The 25,863-nt window shown below is 66.9% G+C and carries 15 protein-coding genes; 8 read left to right on the top strand and 7 right to left on the bottom strand.

Annotation, left to right across the window (positions count from 1 at the left end):
• Positions 1 to 51: 51 nt before the first annotated feature.
• From P0Y43_RS19535 to P0Y43_RS19515, 5 genes are all read right to left on the bottom strand, one after another.
• Positions 52 to 807, bottom strand: coding sequence for a 1,6-dihydroxycyclohexa-2,4-diene-1-carboxylate dehydrogenase (locus P0Y43_RS19535; RefSeq protein WP_275638905.1), 756 nt, complete (start codon positions 805 to 807; stop codon positions 52 to 54).
• Between the two features lie 50 nt (positions 808 to 857).
• A complete protein-coding gene (benC, locus tag P0Y43_RS19530; protein ID WP_275638904.1) occupies positions 858 to 1,868 on the bottom strand; it encodes a benzoate 1,2-dioxygenase electron transfer component BenC in 1,011 nt (336 codons plus the stop codon).
• Between the two features lie 68 nt (positions 1,869 to 1,936).
• Positions 1,937 to 2,422, bottom strand: coding sequence for a benzoate 1,2-dioxygenase small subunit (gene benB, locus P0Y43_RS19525; protein WP_275638903.1), 486 nt, complete (start codon positions 2,420 to 2,422; stop codon positions 1,937 to 1,939).
• Positions 2,419 to 3,780, bottom strand: coding sequence for a benzoate 1,2-dioxygenase large subunit (gene benA / locus P0Y43_RS19520; protein WP_275638902.1), 1,362 nt, complete (start codon positions 3,778 to 3,780; stop codon positions 2,419 to 2,421). The genes benB and benA overlap by 4 nt, the downstream gene beginning before the upstream one ends.
• Before the next feature lie 207 nt (positions 3,781 to 3,987).
• Entirely contained in the window at positions 3,988 to 10,332 is a 6,345-nt protein-coding gene (locus P0Y43_RS19515; protein WP_275638901.1) for a non-ribosomal peptide synthetase, read from the bottom strand.
• A gap of 428 nt (positions 10,333 to 10,760) precedes the next feature.
• Here P0Y43_RS19515 and P0Y43_RS19510 point away from each other — a divergent pair, with 428 nt between their 5' ends.
• From P0Y43_RS19510 to P0Y43_RS19490, 5 genes are all read left to right on the top strand, one after another.
• On the top strand, positions 10,761 to 11,528 hold the full coding sequence (locus P0Y43_RS19510) for a helix-turn-helix transcriptional regulator (RefSeq protein ID WP_275638900.1): 768 nt from the start codon (positions 10,761 to 10,763) through the stop codon (positions 11,526 to 11,528).
• 16 nt (positions 11,529 to 11,544) lie between these two features.
• Complete coding sequence (locus P0Y43_RS19505) at positions 11,545 to 12,933, top strand: efflux transporter outer membrane subunit (protein WP_275638899.1); 1,389 nt, start codon at positions 11,545 to 11,547, stop codon at positions 12,931 to 12,933.
• A gap of 67 nt (positions 12,934 to 13,000) precedes the next feature.
• A complete protein-coding gene (locus P0Y43_RS19500) occupies positions 13,001 to 13,915 on the top strand; it encodes a LysR family transcriptional regulator (protein WP_275638898.1) in 915 nt (304 codons plus the stop codon).
• Between the two features lie 72 nt (positions 13,916 to 13,987).
• Positions 13,988 to 14,908 (top strand): glutaminase B, encoded by a 921-nt coding sequence (gene glsB / locus P0Y43_RS19495; protein WP_275638897.1) that lies wholly within the window; start codon positions 13,988 to 13,990, stop codon positions 14,906 to 14,908.
• A 75-nt stretch (positions 14,909 to 14,983) separates the two neighbouring features.
• Entirely contained in the window at positions 14,984 to 18,766 is a 3,783-nt protein-coding gene (locus P0Y43_RS19490; protein WP_275638896.1) for a dermonecrotic toxin domain-containing protein, read from the top strand.
• Between the two features lie 7 nt (positions 18,767 to 18,773).
• On the opposite strand, the gene P0Y43_RS19485 is transcribed toward P0Y43_RS19490, so the two are convergent.
• Positions 18,774 to 21,002 (bottom strand): putative bifunctional diguanylate cyclase/phosphodiesterase, encoded by a 2,229-nt coding sequence (locus P0Y43_RS19485; RefSeq protein ID WP_275638895.1) that lies wholly within the window; start codon positions 21,000 to 21,002, stop codon positions 18,774 to 18,776.
• Between the two features lie 139 nt (positions 21,003 to 21,141).
• On the opposite strand from P0Y43_RS19485, the gene P0Y43_RS19480 reads away from it, so the two are divergent.
• The 3 genes from P0Y43_RS19480 (at position 21,142) to P0Y43_RS19470 (ending at position 24,602) form a co-directional block, all read left to right on the top strand.
• Positions 21,142 to 22,761 carry an NADP-dependent glyceraldehyde-3-phosphate dehydrogenase gene (locus tag P0Y43_RS19480; RefSeq protein ID WP_275638894.1) on the top strand — a complete coding sequence of 540 codons (1,620 nt, stop codon included), beginning with the start codon at positions 21,142 to 21,144 and terminating at the stop codon, positions 22,759 to 22,761.
• A 100-nt stretch (positions 22,762 to 22,861) separates the two neighbouring features.
• Entirely contained in the window at positions 22,862 to 23,329 is a 468-nt protein-coding gene (locus P0Y43_RS19475) for a VOC family protein (RefSeq protein WP_275638893.1), read from the top strand.
• 88 nt (positions 23,330 to 23,417) lie between these two features.
• The gene (locus tag P0Y43_RS19470; protein WP_275638892.1) at positions 23,418 to 24,602 is read left to right on the top strand and encodes a hypothetical protein; all 1,185 of its coding nucleotides are present in this window, start codon (positions 23,418 to 23,420) and stop codon (positions 24,600 to 24,602) included.
• 103 nt (positions 24,603 to 24,705) lie between these two features.
• Here P0Y43_RS19470 and yiaY read toward each other — a convergent pair whose 3' ends face one another.
• Positions 24,706 to 25,854, bottom strand: a complete 1,149-nt coding sequence (gene yiaY / locus P0Y43_RS19465; protein ID WP_275638891.1) for an L-threonine dehydrogenase — start codon at positions 25,852 to 25,854, stop codon at positions 24,706 to 24,708.
• Between the last annotated feature and the right edge of the window lie 9 nt (positions 25,855 to 25,863).

Genomic DNA, 25,863 nt, shown 5'->3' with positions numbered 1-25,863 from the left:
CATCTGTCTCTTGTTCTTGTTGTTTGAAGAAAACCTTGCCGCCAGTGGTGTTCAGCCCAGGTCACCACCGCCCACCGGCAAGGTCACACCGGTGATGTAGGAGGCCTCGTCGGAAGCCAGGAAGAGAATCGCGCCAACCTGCTCGTCGATGCTGCCGTAGCGGTGCATCAGGCTGCTGGAAAGAGTCTGGTCGACGATCTGCCGGTACCACACGCGCTCCTGCTCGCTCTGCTCGGCCTCGTTGCGCGGAATGCGCCGGGGCGGTGCCTCGGTGCCACCGGGGGCGGTCGCGTTGACCCGCACCCCACGGCCGGCGGTCTCGAAGGCCAGGCAGGCGGTGAGCGCGTTGACGCCGCCCTTGGCCGCGCCGTAGGGCACGCGGTTGACCCCACGGGTAGCGATGGACGAGACATTGACGATGGCCCCGTTGCCGCGTTCGAGCATGTACGGCAGCGCAGCATGGCAGCACCACAGGGTGGGGAACAGCGAGCGGCGCACCTCGGCTTCGATCTGCTCGACCGTGTAGTGCTCGAACGGTTTGGCCCAGATCGTGCCGCCGACGTTGTTGACCAGTATGTCGAGGCGGCCGAAGGTCTGCACCGCCGTGGCCATGACCCGGGCGCAGTCGTCGTGGCGCTCGAGGTCGGCGGTGAGGGTAAGGGTGCCCTCCCCGGCCAGTTCGTGGACCAGCTCGGAGCGGTCCACCGCCACCACCTGCGCGCCCTCGGCCTTCAGCCGCCAGCATACGCCGCGGCCGATGCCCTGGGCGGCGCCGGTGACCAGGGCGACCTTGTTGTGGAATCTCATGTTCGTTCTCCTATGGCCGCTCCTACAGGGGCGTCGTATGGTTCGAGGGGTCAGGCCGCTGCCGCGAACTTCTCGTAGTAGAAGTTCGCCGGGGTGATGCCCTGCTCACGAATGTATTGCCCCACTGCCTCGACCATCGGTGGCGGCCCGCACAGGTACACGTCGACATCCCCATCATTGAGGTGGCGCGGCTCGATGTGCTGGGTGACGTAGCCCTTGTTCGGGTACTGGCTGTCCGGGTTGGCCACGCAGGCGCTGTAGGTGAAGTTGGGAATGCGCGCAGCCAAGGCTTGCAGGCGGTCCAGCTCGACCAGGTCGAAGTCGTTGGTGACCCCGTAGATCAGGTGCAGCGGGTGCGCGCTGCCGGTCTCGGCGATCTTTTCCAGCATCGCGGTGAACGGCGCCAGGCCCGTGCCACCGGCCAGCAGCAGCAACGGCCGTTGGATCGGCCGCAGGTAGAAGCTGCCCAGCGGCCCGGCCAGGGTCATGCTGTCGCCGGCCTTGGCCAGGCTGGTGAGGAACTGGCTCATCAACCCGCCTGGCACGTTGCGGATCAGGAAGCTCACCTCGCCGTCCTTGGGCAGCGAGCTGAACGAATACGCCCGGCTCTGCTCGCTGCCGGGCACCTTGAGGTTGACGTACTGCCCCGGCAGGAACGCCAGGCGGCTCAGCGCCTCGCCCTTGACCGACAGCGCGATGGTGCTCGTCGACAGCTGGCGCACGTCGCTGATGGCCGCCTCGAAGCTGGCCTGCTCGGTCTTGCACAACTGCGACGACGCCGGGATGCGCACCACGCAGTCGGACTCGGCGCGCATCTGGCAGGTGAGCACGTAGCCCTGGGCGATTTCCTCCTGGCTCAGGGCGTCTTCGATGAAGTTGTCGCCCAGGTCGTAGCGCCCTGCCTCGGCCTGGCACTTGCAGGTGCCGCAAGCGCCGTCACGGCAGTCCAGGGGGATGTTGATGCCCTGGCGATAGGCGGCGTCGGCGACGGTCTCGTGGCCGTCGGCCTGGATGAAACGGGTGACCCCGTCCTCGAAGTTCAAAGCGATCTGGAAGCTCATAGCGGTACCTCGCGGGCGAGCCCGGCCACGGCGCGCGCAAAGGCACGCCGGGCGCTCTCGCACCGGCTTCAGATGTGGTAGATATCGATGACCTGACGCACGTAGTCGTTCTTCAGCACCACCTTCTTGGCCTTGATCAGTGGCTGCCCGCCACGCAGGTCGAGGGTGTAGAAGCTGGTGCCGAAGTAACTGTCGGTGGTCTTGTAGCGAAAGCTCAGGGTGTGCCAATTGAAGCGCACGCGACACAGGCCGTCGGCCTCCTCGAGGACCTCGATGTTGCTGAGGTTGTGCGAGGTGCGGGTATCCGGCACGGTAGCGCTGGAGCGTTCGGTCTTGATGCGGAACACCCGGTCTTCCAGGCCGCCGCGATTGCCGTACCAGATCAGCGAGATCTCGCGCTGCGGGTCTTCGGTGAGGCGGTCGTCATCGTCCCAGGCCGGCATCCAGAAGGTGGCGTCGGCCGCATACAGCTCCAGCCACAGGTCCCACTGGGCATCGTCCAGGTAGCGCGCCTCGCGGTAGAGGAAGTCGCGCACGGTTTCGTAGGTGCTCATTGCACGGCCTCCACGTCGATCAGCGCCGGCTGCTCGTCGGCCAGGGCCTTGAGCATGGTTTGCTGCCAGTACTTGTGCTGCAGCACGAACAGGCCTTCATCCTCGGTGCGCACGCCCGACAGCAGCGGGTGCAGCTCGATCTCGCGCGCCGCCTCGTCGGCGCCTTCGACCCAATGGGCCGCGCCACGGGACATGTCGTTCCAACCAGTGCCGCCGCCGTAGCCGGTCTGGCACGAGCGGAACTCCTCCAGGTCGTCCGGGGTGGCCATGCCGCTGACGTTGAAGAAGTCCTCGTACTGACGGATGCGTCTGGCGCGGGCCTCGCTGCTCTCGCCCTTGGGCGCGATGCAGTAGATGGTGATCTCGGTCTTGTTCACCGAGATCGGCCGGGCGATGCGGATCTGCGAGCTGAACTGGTCCATCAGGTAGACGTTGGGGTACAGGCACAGGTTGCGCGAGTTCTCGATCATCCAGTCGGCGCGGGCCTGCCCGAAATCGGCGGCCAACTGCTCGCGACGCTCGAAGGCCGGGCGGTCCTCGGGGTTGGCCCAGCGCGTCCACAACAGCAGGTGGCCGTGGTCGAACGAGTAGAAACCGCCACCCTGCTTGGCCCAGGACCCGGCGCTCATGGTCTTGATCTCTTCACCGCTTTCACGCTGCTTGCGCTGGTTCTGGGTCGCGGCGTAGTTCCAGTGCACGGAACTGACGTGGTAGCCGTCGGCGCCGTTTTCAGCGGTGAGCTTCCAGTTGCCTTCGTAGATGTACGAACTGGCGCCGCGCAGCACTTCCAGGCCTTCAGGGGACTGGTCGACGATCATGTCGATGATCTTCGCCGACTCGCCCAAGTGTTCGACCAAGGGCTTGACGTCGGCATTGAGGCTGCCGAACAGGAAGCCCCGGTACGACTCGAAGCGCGCCACACGGGTGAGGTCGTGGGAGCCGTCGCAGTTGAAGCTGTCAGGGTAGCCTGCGTTGCTGGGGTCCTTGACCTTGAGCAGCTTGCCGCTGTTGTTGAAGGTCCAGCCGTGGAACGGGCAGGTGTAGCTGGAACGGTTGCCGCGCTTGTGCCGGCAGAGCATGGCGCCCCGGTGGCTGCAGGCGTTGAGGAAGGCATTGAGCTCACCGTCCTTGTTGCGCGCGATGAAAATCGGCTGGCGCCCCATGGTCAGGGTGAGGAAGTCGTTGTTTTCCGGGATCTGGCTTTCATGGGCCAGGTAGATCCAGTTGCCCTCGAAGATGTGCTTCATCTCCAGGTCGAACAGACGCGGGTCGGTGAACATCTCCCGCTTGCAGCGGTAGACACCCGCTTCCCGGTCGTCCTCCAGCATGGCATTGAGGTAGTCGAATCCCAGGGACATGGCCAGGGTCTCCATTGTTATTGTTCAGGCCAGGTCAGGGTATGCGGGGGGCGATGAAGGGGATATCCGGATTGTGCAGAGTGCTATCCGTTTTCTGCGGGGGGATGGCCCTGTCGCGGGGCGAGCCCGTTCCCCCAGGTACGCCGCCGTTCTTTCTGGCGGCAAGCTACCTGTGGGAGCGCGCCCCGCGATAGGGCCCGAGAACCGCTACAGTCGCCGACGGTTCTTCAATTGCGGGATGGCCGTCTCGGCAATCTCCACCCGCTCGACCTGCTGCCGGGTGCTGGCCGCGAGTGCCGCCAGGGTCGGCTGGCTGAACAGTGCCCGGGCATCGGTGTGCAGCCCAGCCTGGCGCATGCGCGCCACCAGCCCCACAGCCAGCAGCGAATGCCCACCCAGCTCGAAGAAGTTGTCATCGCGCCCGACCTGCTCGACCTTGAGCACCTCGCTCCAGATCTGCGCCAGCGCCCGCTCCACATCATCCTGCGGGGCGTGGTAGGCGCGGCTGATCACCGACTCAGGCCCGGGCGTCGGCAGCGCCTTGCGGTCGACCTTGCCGTTGGGACTCAACGGCAGTTGCGCAAGCGTTACAAAGGCGGCGGGCACCATGTACGCCGGCAGCCGTGCCAGCAGGTGGGCACGCAGCGTCTCCAGGCTTGGCGCCGCCTGGCCGTCACGGCAGGTGAAATAAGCCACCAGGCGCTCGTCACGCACCAGCACCACCGCCTGCCCCAATGCCGGGTGGGCCAACAGCAGCGCCTCGATTTCCCCGAGTTCCACACGCAGGCCACGCAGCTTGACCTGAAAGTCGTTGCGCCCGAGGAATTCCAGCTCACCCGTCTCACGGTAGCGCACCAGGTCGCCGGTGCGGTACAGACGGTCACCCGGCACGAACGGGCTGGCGATGAAGCGTTGCGCCTGCAGTTCCGGCAGGCCGAGGTAGCCGCGAGCCACGCCGACGCCCCCGATGTGCAACTCGCCGGCGACACCCAGCGGCACCGGGCGGTCGTGTTCGTCGAGCACGTACAAGCGAGTGTTGGCGATCGGCCGGCCAATGGGGGGGGACAGCTCGGGCAACGGCTGGGTGGGCTCCAGGGTCCAGCAGGTGCTGTCGACCGTCGCCTCCGTAGGCCCGTAGACGTTGTGCAAGCGCACGTGCGGCAGGCGTTCGCGTACCCGTCGAACCAACGCCGAAGTCAACTCGCCGCCGCCGCAGAAGATATCGCGGAGGCTACTGCAGCCCTCGATCTGCGGCTCTTCGAGGAAGGCGTGCAGCAGCGCCGGCACGAACTGGATGGCGGTCACCCGCTTGGCCTGTACCCGCTGTACCAGGTAACCCGGGTCGCGGTGGCCGTCGGGGCGTGCCAGCACCAGGCGCAAGCCGGCGCACAGTGGCCAGAACAGCTCCCAGACCGAACCGTCGAAGCTGAACGGCGCTCGTTGCAGCAGGGCATCTCCCGGGCGCGTGGGGCATATCGTCGAACCCCAATGCATGAGGTTGCACAAGCCTCGATGCTCGATCATCACGCCCTTGGGTGTGCCGGTGGAGCCAGAGGTGTACATCACGTAGGCCAGGTGCGAGGCGCTCAATTGCGCCACCTCGGGCGCCTGTGGCGGATGCCGCAGCCAGTCGTGCTGGTCGAGGTCGACCCGTGGTGTCGGGTAACCGTCGAACAGGCCACGGGTGTTGCCGTGCACCAACAGCGCCAGCGGCGCACTGTCGGCGACCATGTAGCGCAGGCGTTCGTCCGGGTAGCCAGGGTCCAGTGGCACATAGGCCCCGCCGGCCTTGAGCACGCCGAGCAGGGCGACGAGCAGGGACAACCCGCGCTCGATGCATACGCCCACCCGGGTGTCGGGGCGCACCCCCAGGGCGATCAGGTGATGGGCCAGCCTGTTGGATTGCTGATCGAGCTCGCGGTAGCTCATCTGCGCATCGTCGGTTTCCAATGCCACCGCCTCGGGGGCAAGCAACGCTTGTCGACGGAACAGTTCCGGGAGTGTCGACTGCAATGGGCTTTGCGTTTGGTCGGTGGCGTTGAAAGCGTTCAGCAGGCGGCGCCGCTCGTCTTCAGGCACGATGCAGAGTTGGCTCAGTGGCTGGCTCGCGTCCCGGTTCAAGGTCTCGTGCAGCGACCGCAGGGCGCTTTCCAGATAGTCCAGCACGCGCTGCGCGCCCAGCGCGCAAGGGGCGTGCAGGCCAAGCTGCAGGCTGTGGCCACGGTCATCCACCGACAGCGCCAGGGGGTGGCTGTGCACCTCGCTGGCGTGCAGCAGGGCGGCCCCCGGCAACGCCAGTTGCGTGGGCGCCGGGCCCTGGCGGAAGTTGATCAAACCCTGGAACAGGGGCACGCCCGTCGGCAGGCCACTGCACTGCTGGGCCAGCACCAGCGGCGCATCTTCATGCTCCAGCAGCGCGGCGAGTCCGGCCTGGGTCTCGACCAGCGCCTCGGCGACCGTGCGCCCGCTCAGCAGAACGCGCAGCGGCAAACTGTTGATGAACATACCCAACGCCCGGTCGGCGCCCTCGCCCGCTGTCACCCGGCCCAGCAGGACAGTGCCGAACAGCACGTCATCGCGTCCGCCCAGTGCGCCCAGCACCTGGGCCCAGGCCAAGTGGAACACGCTAGCGAGGCTGACGCCCTGACGCTTGGCCAGGTGGCGCAGGCCTTCGGCCAGCGACAAGGGCAGCGTCCGCTCCAGCGTTTCCTGTGCGCCGTCCTGCGCTTCACCCAGGCCGGGCAGCTTCGGCGGCGCGTCGACACCTGCCAGCAGCTCACGCAGGAAGGTCTCGTGCTTCGCCTGGCGGTCAGCCGCGCCGCTGTGGGCAACGTAGTTACGGTATGGCACGGGGGTTGGCAGCCGGTGCCCTTCGTCGCTCAGCAGCAGGCGCAACTCCTCCAGCAGCACGTGCACCGAGACTGCGTCGTTGACCAGGTGATGGAAACGCAGCAGGCCCAACCAACGGTCGTTCGCGGGATCTGCGAGTGCCGCCAGCGCCATCATCGGCGCACGGCTCAGGTCCAGCGGCGCTTGCCCTGGCAGGTACTGCTTGCACAGGTAGGTGCTGGCGTCTTCGGGCACGCTGTCCAGCAGCGTCACCGGCAAAGGCGCCTGGCGGCAGACCACCTGCTGCGGCCGTTCGATGCCCTCCCATGCCAGGCAAGTGCGCAGGATGTCGTGACGCGCGATCACCTGTTGCAATGCCTGGCTGAAGGCGTCCAGGCTGGCACGGTCGGTGAAGGCGAACAGCGCGTGCTGCTGGTAAGGGTCTTCGTGGTCACGCAGGTGGTGGTACAGCAAGCCTTGTTGCAGCGGCGCCAGCGGGTAGATCTCCTGCACATTGGCAGCCCCCCCGGGGATGCCAGCGACGATGCGTTCGATGGCTGCCAAGCTCAGGTCGGTCAAGGGCAACATCTGTGGCGTGAGCTGCGTGCACCCCGGCGGCACGCGGTTGGCCGGCACCGCTGGGGACGCCTGGCGGCAGGCCGCCGCGAGACTCGCCAGGGTCGGCTGGCCGAACAGCACCTGCACATCCGCCTGCAAACCCTGTTGGCGCATGCGCTCGACCAATTGCACCGCCAGCAGCGAATGCCCGCCAAGTTCGAAGAAATGGTCATGGCGCCCTACCCCGGGCACCTGCAGCAGTTCACTCCACAGCGCGGCCAGACATTTTTCCACCTCACCCTCGGGGGCTTCGTGGCCACGGCGCACCATGGCCTGCGCGCCGGGTGCCGGCAACGCTCGACGGTCCAGCTTGCCGTTGGCGGTCAGCGGCCAATGGGCCAGCGCCTGGTAGGCCACTGGCAGCAAGGCCGCGGGCAGAAGGTTGCGCAGGTGCTCGTGCAACACGCTCGGCGCCACGTCGCCACCGACGAACCACGCCTGCAATTGGCCGTCGCGCAGCAGCACCACCGCCTCGCGCACGTCGGCATGGCTGGCCAGGGCGTTCTCGATTTCGCCCAGTTCCACGCGCACGCCACGGATCTTCACCTGGTCATCGTTGCGCCCGAGGTACTCCAGGGTGCCGTCGGGCAGCCAGCGCACCAGGTCGCCGGTGCGGTACATACGTGCGCCCGCGGCCTCGCTGAACGGGTCGTCGAGGAAGCGCTCGGCGGTCAAGCGTGGGCGGTTCAGGTACCCCCGGGCGACACCGTCGCCGCCCACGTACAGCTCGCCCGCCATGCCGATCGGCAGCAATCGCTGCTGGCTGTCCAGCACGTACAGCTGGGTGTTGGCGACCGGCGCGCCGATATGCAACGCCCGACCCGGCTCGACCTCGCCGGAGCTGGCCACCACTGTGGCTTCGGTGGGCCCGTAGTTGTTCACCACGCGGTAGCGGCGCCGCCGCGTCAGGCTGCGCAGGCGGTCGCCGCCGACCAGCAAGGTGCGCAGGGTCGGGTGGTCTTCCTGGCCGAAGGCATGCTCGGCCACCGGCGTGGGCAGGAAGCTCACATCCAGCGGCTGGGCGCGCCACCAGCGCAACAAGGCGTCGAGGTCTTCACCGCGGTCATGCACCGGTGCCAGGTGCAGGGTCGCCCCGGCGCACAACGCCGGCCAGACCTCCCAGGCCATGGCGTCGAAGCCGAAACCGGCCAGGCTCGAGGTATGGGCATTGGCGTCCAGGCCGAACGCCTGGCAGTGCCAGTCGACCAGGTTGGCGAGCATACGCTGCTCGACCATCACCCCCTTGGGTTGGCCAGTGGAGCCGGAGGTGTAGATCACATAGGCCAGGCTGCCCGGCCCGACGCCGGTCGCCGCGGGGTTGCCGGGTGGCGGCCCGTCCGCTGCGAAGCGATCGAGTTCGATCACCGGCACGGCCAGGGTTGGCAGGCGCTCGAGCAGCCCACTCTGGGTCAGCAAGAGCGCCGGGGCGCTGTCTTCGATCAGGTAGGCCAGGCGCTCGCGCGGGTGCGCGGGGTCAATCGGCACGTAGGCAGCGCCGGCCTTGAGCACCGCGAGCAACCCCACCAACGTCTCCAGTCCACGGCGCGCCACCACCGCGACCCGCTGTTCGGGCACCACGCCGAGGGCGATCAGATGGGCCGCCAGGGCATTGGCCCGGTCATTCAGCGCGCCATAGCTCAACTGCCGGCCTTCCTGTACAGCGGCCACCGCATGCGGTCGCGCAGCGGCCTGGGCCTCGATGCGTCGATGGACCACGGGCTCGCCCCGTGCGGGTAACGCGCTGGCGTTCCACTGCCGCAACTGGTGGTGCTCGGCCGGCGTCAGCAGGTTGAAATCGGCGATGGGCCGCGACGGTGCCGCCAAGCCCTGCTCCAGCACATGCAGCAGGCGCCGGGCCAGGCCCTGGGCCTCATCGCTGTCAAGCCAGGCGCGATGGTGCACCAGGTGCAACCAGGCCTTGTCGTTGTGCCGGTTGCTGCGCAGGTGGATGGCCAGGGGCGTGCTCTCGTGGCCATTGGAGACTTTCACCGTGTGCGCCGTGGCCTCGCCGTAGCGGTAGTCGTGGTCATCCTGCTCATAGGACACCGACACTTCGAACAATTGTTCACGCGCCCCGCGCCGCGCGGCCAGGGCGCGGTTCAGCTCGCTGAGCGCCAGGCGCTGGTGGCGGAAATCCTGGCGCAGGGTGTCGCGCACCGCCGCCACCAGTTCGGCAAAGCTCAAGGTCGGCGCGAATGCCAGGGGTACGGCACTGACCTGGGCGAACAGGCCCAGGGTGTTCTTGTAGCGCGCGCCACCCCGATTGAGCAGTGGCAGCCCAACCACCCAGCTGTCGCGCTGGGCGCTCCGGGTGAAGCACAGGTGCAGTGCTGCCAGCAGTACGTGAAAGGCCGAGGCCTGGTGCGCGCTGGCCAACTGGCGCATACGTGCATGCAACGGTGCGGGAAACGCCTGCACCCAGGTGCGTGACGGTGCCTCGTCGGTGGCACGGCGGTAAGGATGGCGCGCGACCAGCAGCGGCTCGGGCAGCGTGGCGAAGCGTTGTAGCCAATAGGCGCGATCACGGGCCTGGCGGGGCGAGCCCTGGTAGCTGAGGTCCTCGCTGATGAAGGTCGAGTAGCCAGTGCCCTCAGGGGCCACGGTGCCGCCTTCGAGCAGCGCGGTATAACGCTCGCCCAGGGCCTTGAGCATCTGGCCGAAGCCCCAGCCGTCGAGGATCAGGTGGTGGGCCTGGGTGGCCAGCCAGTGCCGCTCGGGGCCCAGGCGGATCAGCGCGAAGCGGAACAGCGGCGAGCCATCGAAGCGGTAGCGCTGCCCCATCTGCTGCTGGATCAACGACGCGGCAGCGGCCTGCGGGTCTGCCTGCCCGGATAGGTCCAGCAATGGCAGTTCCACACTCGACTCAGCGGCAAAGCGTTGCAGTGGCAGGCCGTCGGCACCCGCCCCCGGCACCAGTTCGGTGCGCAGCGCCGGGTGTTGCGCCACCAATTGCTCCAGGGCCTGGCGCAGGCGTGCCGGCTGCAGCGCGCCGGTCAGCTCGACATAGCCGCCGATGGTATAGAGCGGCGAATCGCCTCGGCTCAATTGGTCGAACCAGATATCGCGCTGGGCGCTGGTCAACGGGTAGGTATCGGCGGCAAGCATGGGCTGGGAGCGTCCTTCTCCAATGATCGTCCGCGGATTCAAGCACCCGTCCCCGCCGGTGTATGGCCCCGGAAACCCGGACAGTCACGACACATCAAAGTTCGCTGATTTTTGTGTAGGAAATCAGCTACATGAGAGCGCTCGCGATGACCTACGTGACCGCTCATCGACGGCAAACACGCTGGCTTCTATCGGTCTTCTGACGCCAATTAGCCGACTACGGCTCAGCGCGGCGTCTGTTCAAGTGGCCGAAACGCCGCCCGCCGTGTCGTATTCGTGCCATTGTCTGTCCCCGGTTTCCACTACAGACGCAGGTTCCGGCCGTGGGCTTGAATACCGCCACCCACTGGCCAGCCGCCTAGCCCGGCAAGGAGCGAGCCCGCGCGCGAGACCGTCCCGCAGTGCCCTCATTCAAGGATGACAAAGCCATGAAGCTGAACCCCGGCCTCGAACAGCGCCACGATCCGCGCCTCTACCTGCAACTGGGCGAACTGATCGCCAGCACCGGTGACGCGTGCTTCGCCACACACATGCTGCGCCTGGTCGACACCCTGGTGCCGATTCACCGTCTCGACCTCAGCGAATGGACCCTCGACGCCCGCCGAGGCAGCATCAGCCGCATCAAGGTGCTCGGCGGCGCGGGCCTTGGCCCGGAATGCCCGGCGCCGGACCAGCTCAGCCACCCGCTGCTGCAGAACATCATGCAAATGAAGGATCCCCTGCTGATCCAGCTCAAGGCCCCGGTCGGCCGTCATACCCGCCACAGCGCGCACCAATGCAACCTGGTGTCGTGCAATGGCGACCGGCGCCTGGTCATCTGCTTCCATCGCCAGACCCGCCAACGGGCCTTCTCCCTGGCCGAACTGTCGCTGCTCAAAAGCCTGTCCGACACACTCCTGCCGCTACTTGAGCGCCATGGCCTGCTGGTGCAGCCCGGTGCCGACACGCTGCCCGCCGAGCCTCACCCGAGCGCCCTGCGCCAGGCTTTCGGCGGGCGCTTGGCGCAGGAAGCTATCCACCTGTCGGCGCGCGAACAGGAAGTCTGCCTGGGCTTGCTGACCGGTGGCACCGTGCCGCAGATGGCCCAGCGCCTGAGCGTGAAGAACAGTTCGGTGGAAACCTACCTCAAGCGCGCCACCGCCAAGCTCGGCGTCAGCGGTCGCCATGGCCTGGCGCGCTGGATGGCCGGTGCCTGAACACAGGGAACCCGCAATGCCCAGATACCCCGCTACTTTACTGGCCATGCTCCTGGCCGGCTGCACGCTAGCCCCTGACTACCAGCGCCCTGCCCTGCCTGTCGCCACGCAGTACCCCGCCCCTCCCGATGCGCCTGCCACACCTGGCGCGCCGGAGGACTGGCGCGGGGTGTTTCACGACCCACTGCTGCGCCAACTGATCGACAGCGCACTGGCGAACAACCGCGACCTGCGCGTGGCCGCGCTCAACGTCGAGGCTTATCGCGCCCAGTACCGCATCCAGCGCGCCGAGCTGTTGCCCAAGGTCGCCGCCGATGCCAAGGGCCAGCGCCAGTACCTGCCGCGACGCATGACGGGCACCGGCGATGGGGTGATCTCGCAGACCTACTCGGCCACACTGGGCATCAGCGCCTATGAGCTGGACCTGTTCGGCCGCCTGCGCAGCCTCAGCGACCAGGCCTTGCTCACCTACCTGGCCAGCGACGAGGCACGGCGCAGCGTGCAACTGGGCCTGGTGGCCAGCGTGGCGAGCGGCTACCTGACCTGGCGCGCCGACCTGGAATTGCTGGCATTGTCCCAGCAGACCCTGGCCGCCGACCAGGAGAGTCTTCGCCTGACCCTCGGCCAGCGCCGCGCCGGCACCGCCTCGGCCTTGCAGAGCATCCAGGCGCGGACCAGCGTCGACAGCACCCGTGCCGCCGTGGCCCGCTACCAGCGCCAGGTGGCCCAGGACTTCAACCAGTTGACCCTGCTGGTCGGCACGTCGCTGAACGCCCCGCCCGCCAGCCTGCCGCTGGCCGCCGAACAGATCAGCGGCCTGCCGGCGGGGCTGCCCTCGGAGCTGCTGCAACGGCGCCCGGACATCCTCCAGGCGGAGTACCAGCTGCGCGCCGCCAACGCCAACATCGGCGCGGCGCGCGCCGCTTTTTTCCCCAGCATCAGCCTGACCGCCAATGCGGGCAGCGGTAGCCGCGACTTGTCCGGGTTGTTCGACGCCGGCTCCGGCACCTGGCTGTTCCAGCCGCAGTTGAACCTGCCGCTGTTCAACGCCGGCTCCCTGCGCGCGAGCCTGGACTACGCCCAGGTGCAGAAGGCCGTGGAAGTGGCGCGCTACGAAAAGGCCATCCAGACCGCCTTCCAGGAAGTCGCCGACGGCCTGGCCGCGCGTGCCACCTACGAACGCCAGCTGCGCGCCCAACGCGACCTGGTCCAGGCCAGCCAGCGCTACTACGACCTGGCACGCAACCGCTACCGCAGCGGCCTGGACAGCAGCCTGACCTTCCTCGATGCCCAGCGGTCGTTGTTCAGCGCCCAGCAGGGCCTGATCAACGACCGCCTGGCGCAGTTGCTGGCGGAGGTCAACCTGTACGCCGCGCTGGGCGGTGGCTGGGCGCCGGTGAACTGAGCGCCGATTGCCTCGGCGGGCAGCGGGCGGGCATCATCAGGCCTCTACCCGCCGCGAGCCCCTGCGCATGCTGATCGATGAAGAGCTGACCCTGAAGAAGCTGGAGACCTTTCTGGCCTTCATGCGCAGCGGCAACCTGGCCCGCGCCGCCGCCGAGCTGTCCACCAGCGCGGTCAGCGTGCACCGGGCCATCCACTCGCTGGAAAGCGCGCTGCGCTGCCCCTTGTTCAAGCACGAAGGCCGCCAGTTGATTCCGCTGGAGAGCGCCTACGTGCTGGAGAAAAAGGCCCGCCAGCTGATCCAGGACGCCGAACAGCTGGTGCGCCTGACCCGCGAGGCGGCAGGCTTCTACTCCCAGCGCTTCAAGCTGGGCGCGCTGTACTCGCTGACCGTCAAGACCGTGCCGCGCCTGGTGATGGGCCTGAAACTGCGGCGCAGCGAACTGAACATCGACCTGACCCTGGGCTCGAACGTGGAGCTGTTGCACCGGCTGAAGAACCACGAGCTGGACGCGATCCTGGTGTCGCTGGACGAAAGCGTGATGGACCCTGGCTGCGAGCAGTTGCCGCTGTTCTCCGACGACATTTTCCTTGCCGTGCCCACCGACTCGCCGTTCGCCGAACAAGGCGAAGTGGACCTGGCGGACCTCGCCGACTCGACCTTCCTTACCCTGACCCAGGGCTTCGCCACCCACCGGGACGGTACGCGGGTGTTTGAACAGGCCGGGTTCGAGCCGAAGGTGGCGATGCAGGTCAACGACATCTTCACCTTGTTGAGCATGGTCAGTTCGGGGGTGGGGTATGCGTTGCTGCCCGGGCGCATCGCCGCCGTCTACGAGAACCGTGTGCGGTTGATCCCGCTGCAGGCGCGATACCGCTTGCAGCAGCATATCGGGGTGGTGTTCCTGAAGGCGCGTGAGCGTGACCCGAACCTGCTGGCGCTGTTGGCCGAATGCCGGATGTACCGGCTCGAGCGGGAATGATTCAGGGTTGTTCCGGCGAAGCCCAGCCGTTTGCTGTACCCTGTGCCGCCTCGACAGCACTACGACCACCCCATGCAAGCCATCCTGCAAGAGATCCTCGACCACGTCCGCCCCCTGCTCGGCCACGGCCAGGTCGCGCAATACATCCCTGCCCTCGCCCAGGTCGCCCCACACCAACTGGGCATCGCCGTCCAGGAACTGGATGGGCAGTTGCACTGCGCCGGCGACGCCTACACGCCGTTCTCGATCCAGAGCATCTCCAAGGTGTTCAGCCTGGTCCAGGCCATCGGCCACAGCGGTGAAGATATCTGGTCGCGCCTGGGCTACGAGCCGTCCGGCCAGGCGTTCAACTCGCTGGTGCAACTGGAGGTGGAAAAGGGTCGCCCACGCAACCCCTTCATCAACGCCGGCGCCCTGGTGATCTGCGACATCAACCAGTCGCGTTTCGCCACTGCGGCCCTGTCGATGCGCGACTTCGTCCGCCGACTGGCCGCCAACCCGCGCATCGTCAGCGACCCGGTGGTGGCCGAATCCGAATATCAGCACCGCGCGCGCAATGCCGCCATGGCCTACCTGATGCAGGCCTTCGGCAACTTCCACAATGATGTCGACGCCGTGCTGCGCAGCTACTTCCACCACTGCGCCTTGTCGATGAGTTGCGTGGACGTGGCCCGCGCCTTCTCGTTCCTGGCCAACAGCGGCTACTGCGCCCACAGCGACCAGCAGGTGCTCAGCCCGCGCCAGGCCCAGCAGGTGAACGCGATCATGGCCACCAGCGGGCTGTACGACGAGGCCGGCAACTTCGCCTACCGCGTAGGGCTGCCGGGCAAGAGCGGCGTGGGCGGCGGCATCGTCGCGGTGGTGCCGGGGCGCTACAGCATTTGCGTGTGGTCGCCAGCGCTCAATGCGTCGGGCAATTCGCTGGCAGGGCTGCGCGCGTTGGAACTGTTGAGTGAACGCATCACCGGTTCGGTGTTCTCGGCGGTGCCGTAGGCAAACTACATATCTACCGTTCACCCGGGCCCTCGTTGATGCCTCCTGTGCACCTTCATGCACAGGAGCCGGATGATGACCACCACGCAAAACCCCCACCAGGCGTTGCTCGAACAACGCCTTCCCGTCTGGGCGCGGCATATTCACCCGCACCATTGGCAGGCCTTGAGCGACGCACTGCGCCCCGCCCAAGGTTTCGCCGATGCGCAAGCCCCCTGGTTCGCCAATGCCGCCCCTGGCCGGCGCGAAGCCGTTCTAACCAGCCAGGCGCGGCTGGCGCATTCGCAGCGAGCCCTGGCCCGCGCCCTGCGGGGGCTCAAGCAGATCGCCGAGTTCGCCGAACCGCTGCTGGCCAGTGCGCTTGAAACCCGCCATGGCGTGAAGGTATCGGTACGCGATGCCGAGCTGCTGCGCGTGCATCCCGTCTTCACTTGGCAGGCCGTTGTCAACCACCACGAGCGCCAGAGCCTGCTGGAGGCGGCCTTGCACAATTTCACCGAGGCGATGCCGTTCAGTCGCGAAAGCGCGCTGGCCCTGAGCGCCGACATCCGGGTCAGCAAGACCCAGGTGACCGGCAAGACCACCCTGGGTGACAGCGAGACCCTGGTAGACATCGCGCTGGACTCCGAAGCCTACGACGTCAAGCCTCTGCCCCTGTCGCCAGAGGCCTTCGCCAGCACCTGCCGCGCACTGGACATCGGCCAGCGCTACCAAGCGCACCTCGATGCGTCGTACGCCCCCGCGGCGGTCGCCGAGCTGGCCGTCACGGTCTACGAAGATCGGCTGCGCCAGGATGCGCAGCTGGCGTTCCTGCGCCACCAACTCAGCGGCGCCGCGTTGGATGAGGTCCTGGCACGACTCGACGGGGATAGCGCCCTGCCCTGCACCCAGCTCAGCCTGTTCGGTATCACGCTTCATGAGGTGCTGCTGTTCGACCTGGAGCACGCCGGGCTGTTATTGCACCTGCCTGGGCACGCAGCGGCCTTGCAACCCTGCGCGGGCCTGGCTGCCGTGCACGACCGGCTGCGTGACACGCTGTTGTCGCCTGAGGCGCGCCAAGCGTTTCTCGCCTATGTGCCGCGCGACCGGCAGGCCACCTTCCTCGATCGCCTGCGACAAAACCTCGATGCCGCGGGCGATACCCCCCAGGGGCAAACCTGGCCGCTGCGTGAAGGCGCTGACCTGCACCTGCGCGAACACACCGTCGAAGGGCCATGGGCGCGCTTCCTGCACTTCGAGCATGTCGCCCGTCTGAAGACCGAAGCCCGTCAACTGGCGGTGCCCACCGCTGACGTCGATGAGCAGGCGCGCAAGCGACGCATCGCCGAGCTGGAAAGCCTGGGGCTGAATACCTTGATGCTGGCCGGTTTCTTCATCCCGGGCGTGGGCGCATTGATGCTGGTGGTCACCGCCTGTCAATTGCTCGACGAAGCCTATGAAGGCTACGCGGCCTGGCGCCTCGGCGATCGCCACCAGGCCTTGAACCACCTGGCTGCCGTGGGACTGAACCTGGGCTTGATCGCAGGCTTGCACGTAGCCGGAAAATGGGCGCCGAAGCTGCTCGCCAGATGGACGGAGTCGTTGGATGAAGTACGCCTGGACAATGGCCAGGCGCGTCTCTGGAAGCCCGACCTGGCGCCTTACCGCAGCCGCCTGTCGCTCCCCGAGGATGCCGTGGCGGACCAACAGGGTATCTACACGATCGATGGGCACACCTATGCGCACGTGGATGGCCAGCTCCATGACATTCGCCTGGACGCGCGCGGGCAATGGCGCGTGCGCCACCCTGACGACACCGAGGCCTACCAGCCACCGCTGGAGCATAACGGCGAAGGTGCCTGGCGTGGCGTGCATGAGCAGCCGCTCGGTTGGTCGTACGCCACACTGGTGCGTCGACTCGGCAGTGTCGGCGAGGGCCTGGAGGCCCGCGAGCTCGAACAGGCCGCGCGGATCGCCGGGGTTACCGAGGCGCACTTGCGCGCCGTCCACCTGGAAAATGCCAGGGCCCCAGCGCTGCTGCTCGACACACTCGCCCGCATGAAGGCCTATAAACGCTTGCCGGCGTTCGACGACGAGGCATTCCGGCTGGCCTATGAGGGAAATGCTCCCGCCGATGCCGGGGTCGAACGCCTGTGCAGCGAATACCCCAGGTTCACCGCGCCGCTTGCCCGACGATTCCTGGCACGGCTTACCGAGGCGCAGCGCGGCGCCTGGGAAGCGGACGGTGGCTTACCGCGCGGGTTGCGCAGCGATGTCGAGCAGGCCCACGGTGACTTGCCGCTGGTGCGGGCCGTGGAAGGCCTGCACCTGGTGGGCTTGGCCGACCAGGCCAGCGAAAGACTGGCCTTCGTCTGCCTCGAGCGCCTGCCAGGCTGGCCCAGCGACCTGCGCATCGACCTGCGCGCCGCCAGCCCGGAGGGCCCGCTGCTGCGTCAGGCGGGCAACCCGCAGGCCGGTTCGGTGCGCACGGTGATCCGTTCGCGCGACGGCTACGAGGCGTACCGGGGCGAGCGGCCGGCGCCCGGCGTGGTGGACAAGGACCTGTGCCGGGCACTGCAACAGGCGCTGACCCCAAACCAGCAACAGGCACTGAACCTTGGCACGCCCAGGGCCTTGGCCAAGCGCTTGCAGACGCGTATCGACACCCTCAGGCCATCGCTGGCCAGACGCCTGTTCCAGCCCTCCCCGCGCCCGCGCCGGTCAACGGCAGGCTTGCGCGGCGGCGCGCCGACCGACCACACGCGCATCTCCCTGTTGCGCGATGCGTTGACCGCGCGTTATCGGCGCCTGTATCCGAGCGCCAGCGATGCGCACATCAACGAGGTGTTCAGTCGTTGGCGGCGGGAGCTGCGCTCGCCCGGCGACATGCTGCGCGAGCGTGAACAACGCCTCCAGTGGGTGCAAGACCACCTGCGCCAATGGGCCGGCGTTTCGGCAGCCAGGCAGCGGGCCATGCGGCCGATCCTCAATGCCTGGCGACGCACCAGTACCTTGCAACTGGATGAGGGGCGCATCATCCATACCTTGGCGCTGGGTGACCTCGACCTGGTCGAGGCAGACCTCGAGGGCCTGGACCTGGGGCAGGATCTCGCCCACGTGCAGGACATCAATCTCAGTGGCAACTCCGAGCTGTGCGCGTTACCGCCACGTTTCCTGGCGCATTTCCCCACCCCACAGCGGCTATACCTCAATTATTGCCGCTTCAGCCGCCTGCCAAACCTCCAGGCCCCTTCACTGAGCTGGCTCAGCCTGCAACACAATCGCATCACCTGGGACGCCTGGAGCCAAGCGGCGCTCGAACAGCTAACGAACGTGCGCGTACTCGAGCTTTCCGACAACCCATTGATCCAGGCGCCAGACCTGCGGCGCTTGCCTGTGCTCTATTCGATCTTCATGAACAATTGCAGCCTCACCGAACTGCCGGCAGGCCTCGATCTGCTCCAGGAGCCGCTGGCGCTCGACCTGGGGAACAACCAGTTCACCCGCCTGCCGCCAGGGTTGCGAGTGTCGCCGCAGACCGGTGGCGCGATGTGCCTCGACAGCCCATGGCTGGACGAACAGGTCCAGCAAGAGATTCTCGACTACTACGCCCGGCACCAGGTCGATCTACTGGTCGCCGACAGCGAATATGAGGAACTGCTGGACGACACCACCGTCGAGCAACGGCAGATCTGGCAACGCCTACCGCTGTTGTACCGGCGGGACTTGCGCAGCCTGCTGGAGCTCGACGTGTTTCTCGACGCCCCTCTGCAGACCTGGCGCCGGGTATGGCGCGCCCTGGCGTTGATCGACCGCGACCCCCGGCTGCGCGCACGTGCGCTGGCCGAACCGGTCGCGGCGCTGTTGGACATCGGCTGAGACCAACCTAACGGGCCGAGCGACTGCCCGCCCGGTTCGGCAACCAACCCAGCAGCGCCACCGCCGGCATCGGCCGACCCAGCAGGTAGCCCTGGCCCTGGTCGCACCCGGCATCGCGCAGGAAGTCGTACTGCGCCTGGGTCTCGATACCCTCGGCGGTGATCTTGAAGCCCAGGGCGTGCCCAAGGTCGATGATCGCCCGTGCCACCGCCACCGCGTCGTCGTCCTCGGGCAGGTCCTTGATGAAGGCGCGGTCGATCTTCAGGTGGTCGATGGGCAAAGCGCGCAGGTAGGCCAACGACGAGTAGCCAGTACCGAAGTCGTCCACGGCGGTGGTGACGCCCATCGCCTGCAACTGCGCCAGTACCGCACAGGCTTGCTGTTGGCTCTCCATCAGCAGGCTCTCGGTGATCTCCACCTCCAGCAGGCTGGGCGCCAGGTCATGGCGAGCCAGCGCCGTGGCCAGGGCGGTCACGTAGTCGCTGCGCTCGATCTGCAGCGCCGCCACGTTGATCGCCATCGGCCCCGGCAGGCAGTCGGCGGCGCGCCATTCGGCCAACTGCGCGCATGCCAGTTCCAACACCCGCTCACCCAGGGGGATGATCAGCCCGGTGCGCTCGGCCAGCGGAATGAAATCGGCCGGCGATACCAGGCCATGCTCCGGGTCACGCCAACGCAACAGCGCCTCGACACCCTCCAGGTTGCCGCTGAACAGGTCGATCTTCGGCTGGTACCACAGCTCGAATTCATTGTGCTGCAAGGCCCGACGCAGGTTGCGCTCCAGCTCCAGGCGTTGCTGCAGGCGTTCGGTCATGTCCGGGTGGTAGGGGCGCCAGGCGTTGCGCCCGCTCTCCTTGGCCGCGTACATGGCGGTGTCGGCGTGGCGCAGCAGGCTGTCGGTGTCTTCACCGTGCTGCGGGCACCAGGCCAGGCCGATGCTGCCAGTGACCAGCGTGGCGTTGCCGTTGAGGTCGAATGGCCGTTGCAGGCAGCGCAACAGCGCACGCACCTGGTGGTGAACCTGGCCCTGGCTGCCTTGCAGCATGAACACGAACTCGTCGCCGCCCAGGCGGCAGACGCGGTCCTGGTTGTCCAGCTCCTGCAAGAAACGCGCAGTGGCCTGTTGCAGCAGCAGGTCGCCCATGGCGTGGCCAAGGCTGTCGTTGACCTGCTTGAAACCGTCGATGTCGAGCATCAGCACCGCCAGGCCGTGGCCCTGGGTGATGGCGCTGCCCAACTGTTGTTGAAACAGCACGCGGTTAGGCAGGCCAGTGATCGTGTCGTAGTGCGCCAGACGCTCGAGTAGCGCCTGGGACTGGCGCAGCTCACGGTTGCGTTGTTGCAGCAGGCGCTGATTGGCCTTCAGGCGGGCGACGAACAGGCTGAACAGCCCTGTGCAAGCCAGGGCGATGAGGAACAGCGGCGAGGCCAACAGGGTATACCCCGGCCAGCCACCACGCGGCTCGGCAGCCAACTGCCACTGCCCACCCGGCACGTCGACGATCTGGCTCACGCGCGGGGTGTCGAACAACGCCCCATCCCCCCAGATCAACGCTCCTTGCGCACCCTTGCCGTCGGCGCCGCGCACCGCCACTGCGATAGGCCCGTCGGCGCGCAAGCCGGCGGCTTCCAGCAAACGGTCGATATCGGCGACGATCGACAGGTTGCCCCAGTAGAACTTCACCCCGCGCTTGCCGTTCACGAAGACTGGCCGTCGGTAGATCAGCGCACGACCACCCTGGTACAGATCCACCGGGCCCGCGAGTACCGCCTGTTGCCGCTCGCGTGCAGCCTGGAGCATGGGGTACTGCTGCTGAACACGTCGGTAATCCAGGCCGATCACCCCGACGTTGTCCTTGAGGGGGTACACCGCGGCAATCACATCGTCCGGCGCCAGCGACACATGACGCATGTACGGCACTGACTGCAATGCATCGCGGGCCATGCCCTGGAAATGCTCGGTGCTGATGTGGCCATCGGCGGCCAGCAACTGGGCAATCCCCTCGGTCTCGCCGAAGGCCGCACGCAACTGCGCTTCCAGAGCACCCCGCACTCCGGCCAGGCGCACCGCGATGCTGGCGGCGTCTTCATTCTGCCGGCGCTCGAGGTCCAGGTACCCGAGCATCATCGACAGGCTGATGCCGACCAGCGCGAAACCCACTGGCAACAGGCGGTTGAGGGTGCTACGCAAGGTCTTTGCGGGTGGCTCGTCGAAGATGGGGCGTGTCGTACTCATAGGCTCAAATCGAAATCGATTCATCCTGTATCGGCGCTTGCGCGGCAATGTTGAGCCAGACTGGTGTTTTTCCAACGGCAGGTGCATGCTCGAAAGCTGAAGCGTTTCACCTGGCCATCGACACCGAGGAGTTGTACCCATGGACCGCCTGCTCGATTCACTGTTTCCCGCCGCAGAAGACATTCCCGACGCCTGGCGCCTGGGTGAGCCGCTGGAGCAACGCGACTACCTGGTCGGCGGCCAGCTCAGGCGCTGGGACGGCGCGCTGGCCACGGTGCGCAGCCCGGTGTGGCTCAAGGATGGCAATGGCGAGCGCCAGGTGATTCTCGGCAGCGCGCCGCTGCTCGATGCCGACACCGCGCTCACCGCGCTGGACGCGGCGGTGCAGGCCTATGACAAGGGGCGTGGCGCCTGGCCGACGATGCGCGTGGCCGAGCGTATCCAGCATGTCGAGGCGTTCCTGGCGCGCATGCGCGAACAGCGCACGGCAGTGGTCAAGCTGCTGATGTGGGAGATCGGCAAGAACCTCAAGGACTCGGAAAAGGAGTTCGATCGCACCTGCGACTACATCGTCGACACCATCAACGCCCTCAAGGACCTCGACCGGCGCTCCAGCCGCTTCGAGCTGGAACAGGGCACCCTCGGGCAGATTCGCCGCGCGCCGCTGGGCGTGGCGCTTTGCATGGGGCCGTACAACTACCCGTTGAACGAGACCTTCACCACGCTGATTCCGGCGCTGATCATGGGTAACACCGTGGTATTCAAGCCGGCCAAGTTCGGCGTGCTGTTGATCCGCCCACTGCTGGAAGCGTTCCGCGACAGCTTCCCGCCGGGGGTGATCAACGTCATCTATGGCCGTGGACGCGAGACGGTCAGCGCGCTGATGGCCAGCGGCAACGTGGATGTGTTCGCCTTCATCGGCACCCACAAGGCCGCCAGCGACCTCAAGAAGCTTCACCCGCGCCCGCACCGCCTGCGCGCGGCACTGGGGCTGGACGCCAAGAACCCCGGCATCGTCTTGCCCCAGGTCGACCTGGACAACGCGGTCGACGAGGCGCTCACCGGCGCGCTGTCGTTCAACGGCCAGCGCTGCACGGCGTTGAAGATCCTCTTCGTGCACGAGGATGTGGTCGAACCGTTCCTGGAGCAGTTCCAGCGCAAGCTCGCCGCGCTCAAGCCCGGCATGCCCTGGGAGCCGGGCGTTGCGCTGACGCCATTGCCGGAGCCGGGCAAGGTCGACTACCTCGACGCCCTGGTGGCCGACGCCACTGCCAAGGGTGCGCGGGTGCTCAACCAGGGCGGTGGACAAAGCCGCGGGTCGTTCTTCTACCCTGCCCTGCTCTACCCCGTCAGCCCGGCGATGCGCGTGTACCACGAGGAGCAGTTCGGCCCACTGGTGCCGGTGGTGCCGTATCGCGACCTGCAGACGGTGATCGACTACGTGCTCGACTCCGACTACGGCCAGCAACTGAGCCTGTTCGGCAACGACCCGGCGACCATCGGCGCGCTGATCGATACCTTCGCCAACCAGGTCGGGCGCATCAACCTCAATGCCCAGTGCCAGCGCGGGCCGGATACCTACCCGTTCAATGGGCGCAAGAACAGCGCAGAGGGGACCTTGTCGGTGCATGACGCGTTGCGGGTGTTTTCCATTCGCACGTTGGTGGCGACGCGGTTCCAGGAGGCTAACAAGGAACTGATCAGCGAGATCATTGCTAATCGGCAGTCGAGCTTCCTGACCACGGACTATATCTTCTAGCGCGAGGGGGTTTAATCGGGAAACAGCATTTGCGCAATGGGCAAAACTGTACAAACATACAGCCTTGTACCGCATCCGCTTATTTCAGGAGGAACGCGCCATGCCAGCCAAACCCATTCCCGAGGGCCAACACAGCATCACCCCCTATCTCGGTATCAAGGACGCCGCCAACGCCATCGCGTTCTACAAACAGGCCTTCGGCGCCGTCGAGATGTTCCGCCTCGACGGCCCAGATGGCCGCGTCGGCCATGCCGAACTGAAAATCGGCGACTCCTCGATCATGCTCGCCGACCCCTGCGACATGGAAGGCGGGCTGACCGCCAGCCAGTCGCTGAACGGCGCCGCCATTGGCCTGCACCTGTATGTAGAGGACTGCGACAAGGTCTATGCCCAGGCCGTCGCCGCCGGCGCCACCGCGTTGCGCCCAGTCGAAGACCAGTTCTACGGCGACCGCAGCGGCACGCTCAAGGACCCGTTCGGCAACCTGTGGTTCGTCTCCACCCACAAGGAAGACCTGACCCCCGAGGAAATCCACGCCCGCGCCGCCAAGCTGTTCGGCGGCAACTGACGCGCCAGGCCACGAGCCGCGAGCTTCGAGTTGAAAGCGCCGCGGCTTTGCTTGAAGCTTGAGGCTTGTAGCTTGGAGCTGCTCCCGAATGCGAATCATCGAAAAAAGCGCCGCGCTGGTGCGCAGCCTGACACCCGCCGAAGAAGAACTGCTGGTGGGTTTCTCCACCGGCACCCTGGCCGGCCCCCGCCTGCTGCAGGCCAACCAGTGGCTGATGAAGGTGCGTAGCGCCAACCAGTGGCTGGCCTGCGATTGCCGCAAGGATGCCCTGCCGGTGCTCAACGTCAGCCTCAACGGCAACACCGGCACGCTGTTCCTGCGCAACAACCCCGACACGCCCGAACACGCGCCCGGCTGCCCGTTCACCAAGGACGAGCGCGAGGCCCTCGAGCGCAGTGAAGAGGTCGCCCAGCCGGCCGCCTGGCTGGCCCCGGACACGGCCCTGCGTCTGCTGGGCGATTTTCGCCGGGGTGGCGAGGATGGCGGCGCCAGCGAGCCTGGCGAGCGGCGCGAGCAGCAACGTCTGCTGTCGCTGCTGCTGACCTGGATCGAGGCCAGCGGGCTGAACGTCTATGCCACCCACCTGAAGAAGGACCTGACCGCGCAGTTCGCCGAGCTGCGCGGGGTGGCCGCGCGCTACCCGCTGCTCGAGCGGGTGCCGGCCAGCAACTACCTGGAAACCCGGCTGGACATGAAGCACATGATGATGCTCAAGGCCCGCCTGCGCGAAGCCACGGTGTTCGGCAACCACCGTCGCCATGGCCTGCTGCTCGACTGCGTGGAGCAGATCAAGGGCCGCAAGCTGTTCAACGCGCGCAGCGAGGATGGCTTCGATTTCCAGGGGCATCACCTGCTGTGGGGCGGCGCCAAGGCCTCAGGCCCTTTGTTGGCCCTGGCGCTTTACTCTCCAGCCACCGCCGGCAGTCATTATTACGAGCTGATCCACGTGGCCAGCGTGCCGGTGCTGTCACGCGCGCACCTGTTCCCGGTGTACCGCGATGAAGAGCGCGAACCGCTCAAGGCGCTGGTGTCGCTGATCGACTGGATGGCCAGCAAGGGCGTGAAGGTGCTGATGCGCCGACCGGTGATCGGCGGGCAGGTGATGGACGAACTGGTGCTGACCTCCGACCAGGACCGGGTGCTCTCGGTGTCGCTGCTGGAGCGGCCGATCGGGCCGGAGCCCGAGACCGAGAACTTCAAGCGGTATGCCGACTTCAAGAGTTTGGAGACGTTTCGCAAGTACGTGGCGGGGTTCTTCATGCGTGAGCGTTGAAAACGCGGCGGTGCCATCGCGGGGCGAGCCCGCTCCAGGCACCCCGCTGACCTGAGCGGGCTCGCCCCGCGATGGCGTCAGACCAGGCAACCCCTCCCCTGAATCAAAACGCCGCCTTGAAGATCGCTTCGATCTCCACCTGACTCGCCAGCCGCGGGTTGGTCAGCCCACAGGCATCCTTCAGCGCATTGGCCGCCAGCACCGGCACATCCACCACCTTCGCCCCCAGTTCCTCGAGCCCCGTCGGAATACCAATCGCCGCCGCCAGGTGCTCGATGGCCGAGATCGCCGCACCGGCGCCCTGCTCGGCATCCAACCCACACGCCTTCACCCCCATCGCCTTGGCCACGTCACGCAACCGCGCGGCGCTGACCTTGGCGTTGAAGCGTTGCACGTGCGGCAGCAATACCGCATTGCACACGCCGTGAGGCAGGTCGTAGAAGCCGCCCAACTGGTGCGCCATGGCATGCACATAGCCCAGCGAGGCGTTGTTGAACGCCATGCCGGCGAGGAACTGCGCATAGGCCATGTTCTCCCGTGCCTGCAGGTCATGCCCGTCGGCCACGGCCTGGCGCAGGTTGTCGCTGATCAGGCTGATGGCCTTGAGCGCGCAGGCGTCGGTGATCGGCGTGGCGGCCGTGGACACGTAGGCCTCGATGGCGTGGGTCAGGGCGTCCATGCCAGTGGCGGCGGTCAGGCCCTTGGGCATGGCGACCATCAGCGCCGGGTCGTTGACCGACAGGATCGGCGTGACATTGCGGTCGACGATGGCCATTTTCACGTGGCGCGCTTCGTCGGTGATGATGCAGAAGCGGGTCATCTCGCTGGCGGTGCCGGCAGTGGTGTTGATGGCGATCAACGGCAGCTGTGGCTTGCTCGAACGGTCGACCCCTTCGTAGTCACGGATATGCCCGCCATTGGCGGCGCACAGGGCAATGCCCTTGGCGCAGTCGTGGGGTGAGCCGCCGCCCAGGGAGACCACGCAGTCGCAGCCTTCGCGCTGCAGCAGCGCAAGGCCCGCCTCGACGTTGGCGATGCTCGGGTTGGGCTTGGCGCCGTCGAAGATCACCGCGTCGATGTCACGCCCTGCCAGCAGCCCGGCAATGCGCTCGGCGACCCCGGCTCGGGCCAGGCCCTGGTCGGTGACGATCAGCGCCTTGCGCAGGCCGTAGCCAGCGATGGCGTCCATGGCCTGGTCGAGGCAATCGATGCCCATGATGTTGACGGGCGGGATGAAGAAGGTGCTGCTCATGGCCGGATC

The sequence above is a fragment of the Pseudomonas entomophila genome, assembly GCF_029193575.1.
Classification (GTDB): Bacteria; Pseudomonadota; Gammaproteobacteria; order Pseudomonadales; family Pseudomonadaceae; genus Aquipseudomonas; species Aquipseudomonas entomophila_G.
The sequence above is the reverse complement of the archived record's forward strand: the minus strand, read 5'-3'. Positions and strand labels throughout refer to the sequence as shown.

Coding starts and splice junctions, on each gene's coding strand:
- P0Y43_RS19535 (WP_275638905.1), bottom strand. CDS start 807: ATGAGATTCCACAACAAGGTCGCCCTGGTCACCGGCGCCGCCCAGGGC.
- benC (WP_275638904.1), bottom strand. CDS start 1,868: ATGAGCTTCCAGATCGCTTTGAACTTCGAGGACGGGGTCACCCGTTTC.
- benB (WP_275638903.1), bottom strand. CDS start 2,422: ATGAGCACCTACGAAACCGTGCGCGACTTCCTCTACCGCGAGGCGCGC.
- benA (WP_275638902.1), bottom strand. CDS start 3,780: ATGTCCCTGGGATTCGACTACCTCAATGCCATGCTGGAGGACGACCGG.
- P0Y43_RS19515 (WP_275638901.1), bottom strand. CDS start 10,332: ATGCTTGCCGCCGATACCTACCCGTTGACCAGCGCCCAGCGCGATATC.
- P0Y43_RS19510 (WP_275638900.1), top strand. CDS start 10,761: ATGAAGCTGAACCCCGGCCTCGAACAGCGCCACGATCCGCGCCTCTAC.
- P0Y43_RS19505 (WP_275638899.1), top strand. CDS start 11,545: ATGCCCAGATACCCCGCTACTTTACTGGCCATGCTCCTGGCCGGCTGC.
- P0Y43_RS19500 (WP_275638898.1), top strand. CDS start 13,001: ATGCTGATCGATGAAGAGCTGACCCTGAAGAAGCTGGAGACCTTTCTG.
- glsB (WP_275638897.1), top strand. CDS start 13,988: ATGCAAGCCATCCTGCAAGAGATCCTCGACCACGTCCGCCCCCTGCTC.
- P0Y43_RS19490 (WP_275638896.1), top strand. CDS start 14,984: ATGACCACCACGCAAAACCCCCACCAGGCGTTGCTCGAACAACGCCTT.
- P0Y43_RS19485 (WP_275638895.1), bottom strand. CDS start 21,002: ATGAGTACGACACGCCCCATCTTCGACGAGCCACCCGCAAAGACCTTG.
- P0Y43_RS19480 (WP_275638894.1), top strand. CDS start 21,142: ATGGACCGCCTGCTCGATTCACTGTTTCCCGCCGCAGAAGACATTCCC.
- P0Y43_RS19475 (WP_275638893.1), top strand. CDS start 22,862: ATGCCAGCCAAACCCATTCCCGAGGGCCAACACAGCATCACCCCCTAT.
- P0Y43_RS19470 (WP_275638892.1), top strand. CDS start 23,418: ATGCGAATCATCGAAAAAAGCGCCGCGCTGGTGCGCAGCCTGACACCC.
- yiaY (WP_275638891.1), bottom strand. CDS start 25,854: ATGAGCAGCACCTTCTTCATCCCGCCCGTCAACATCATGGGCATCGAT.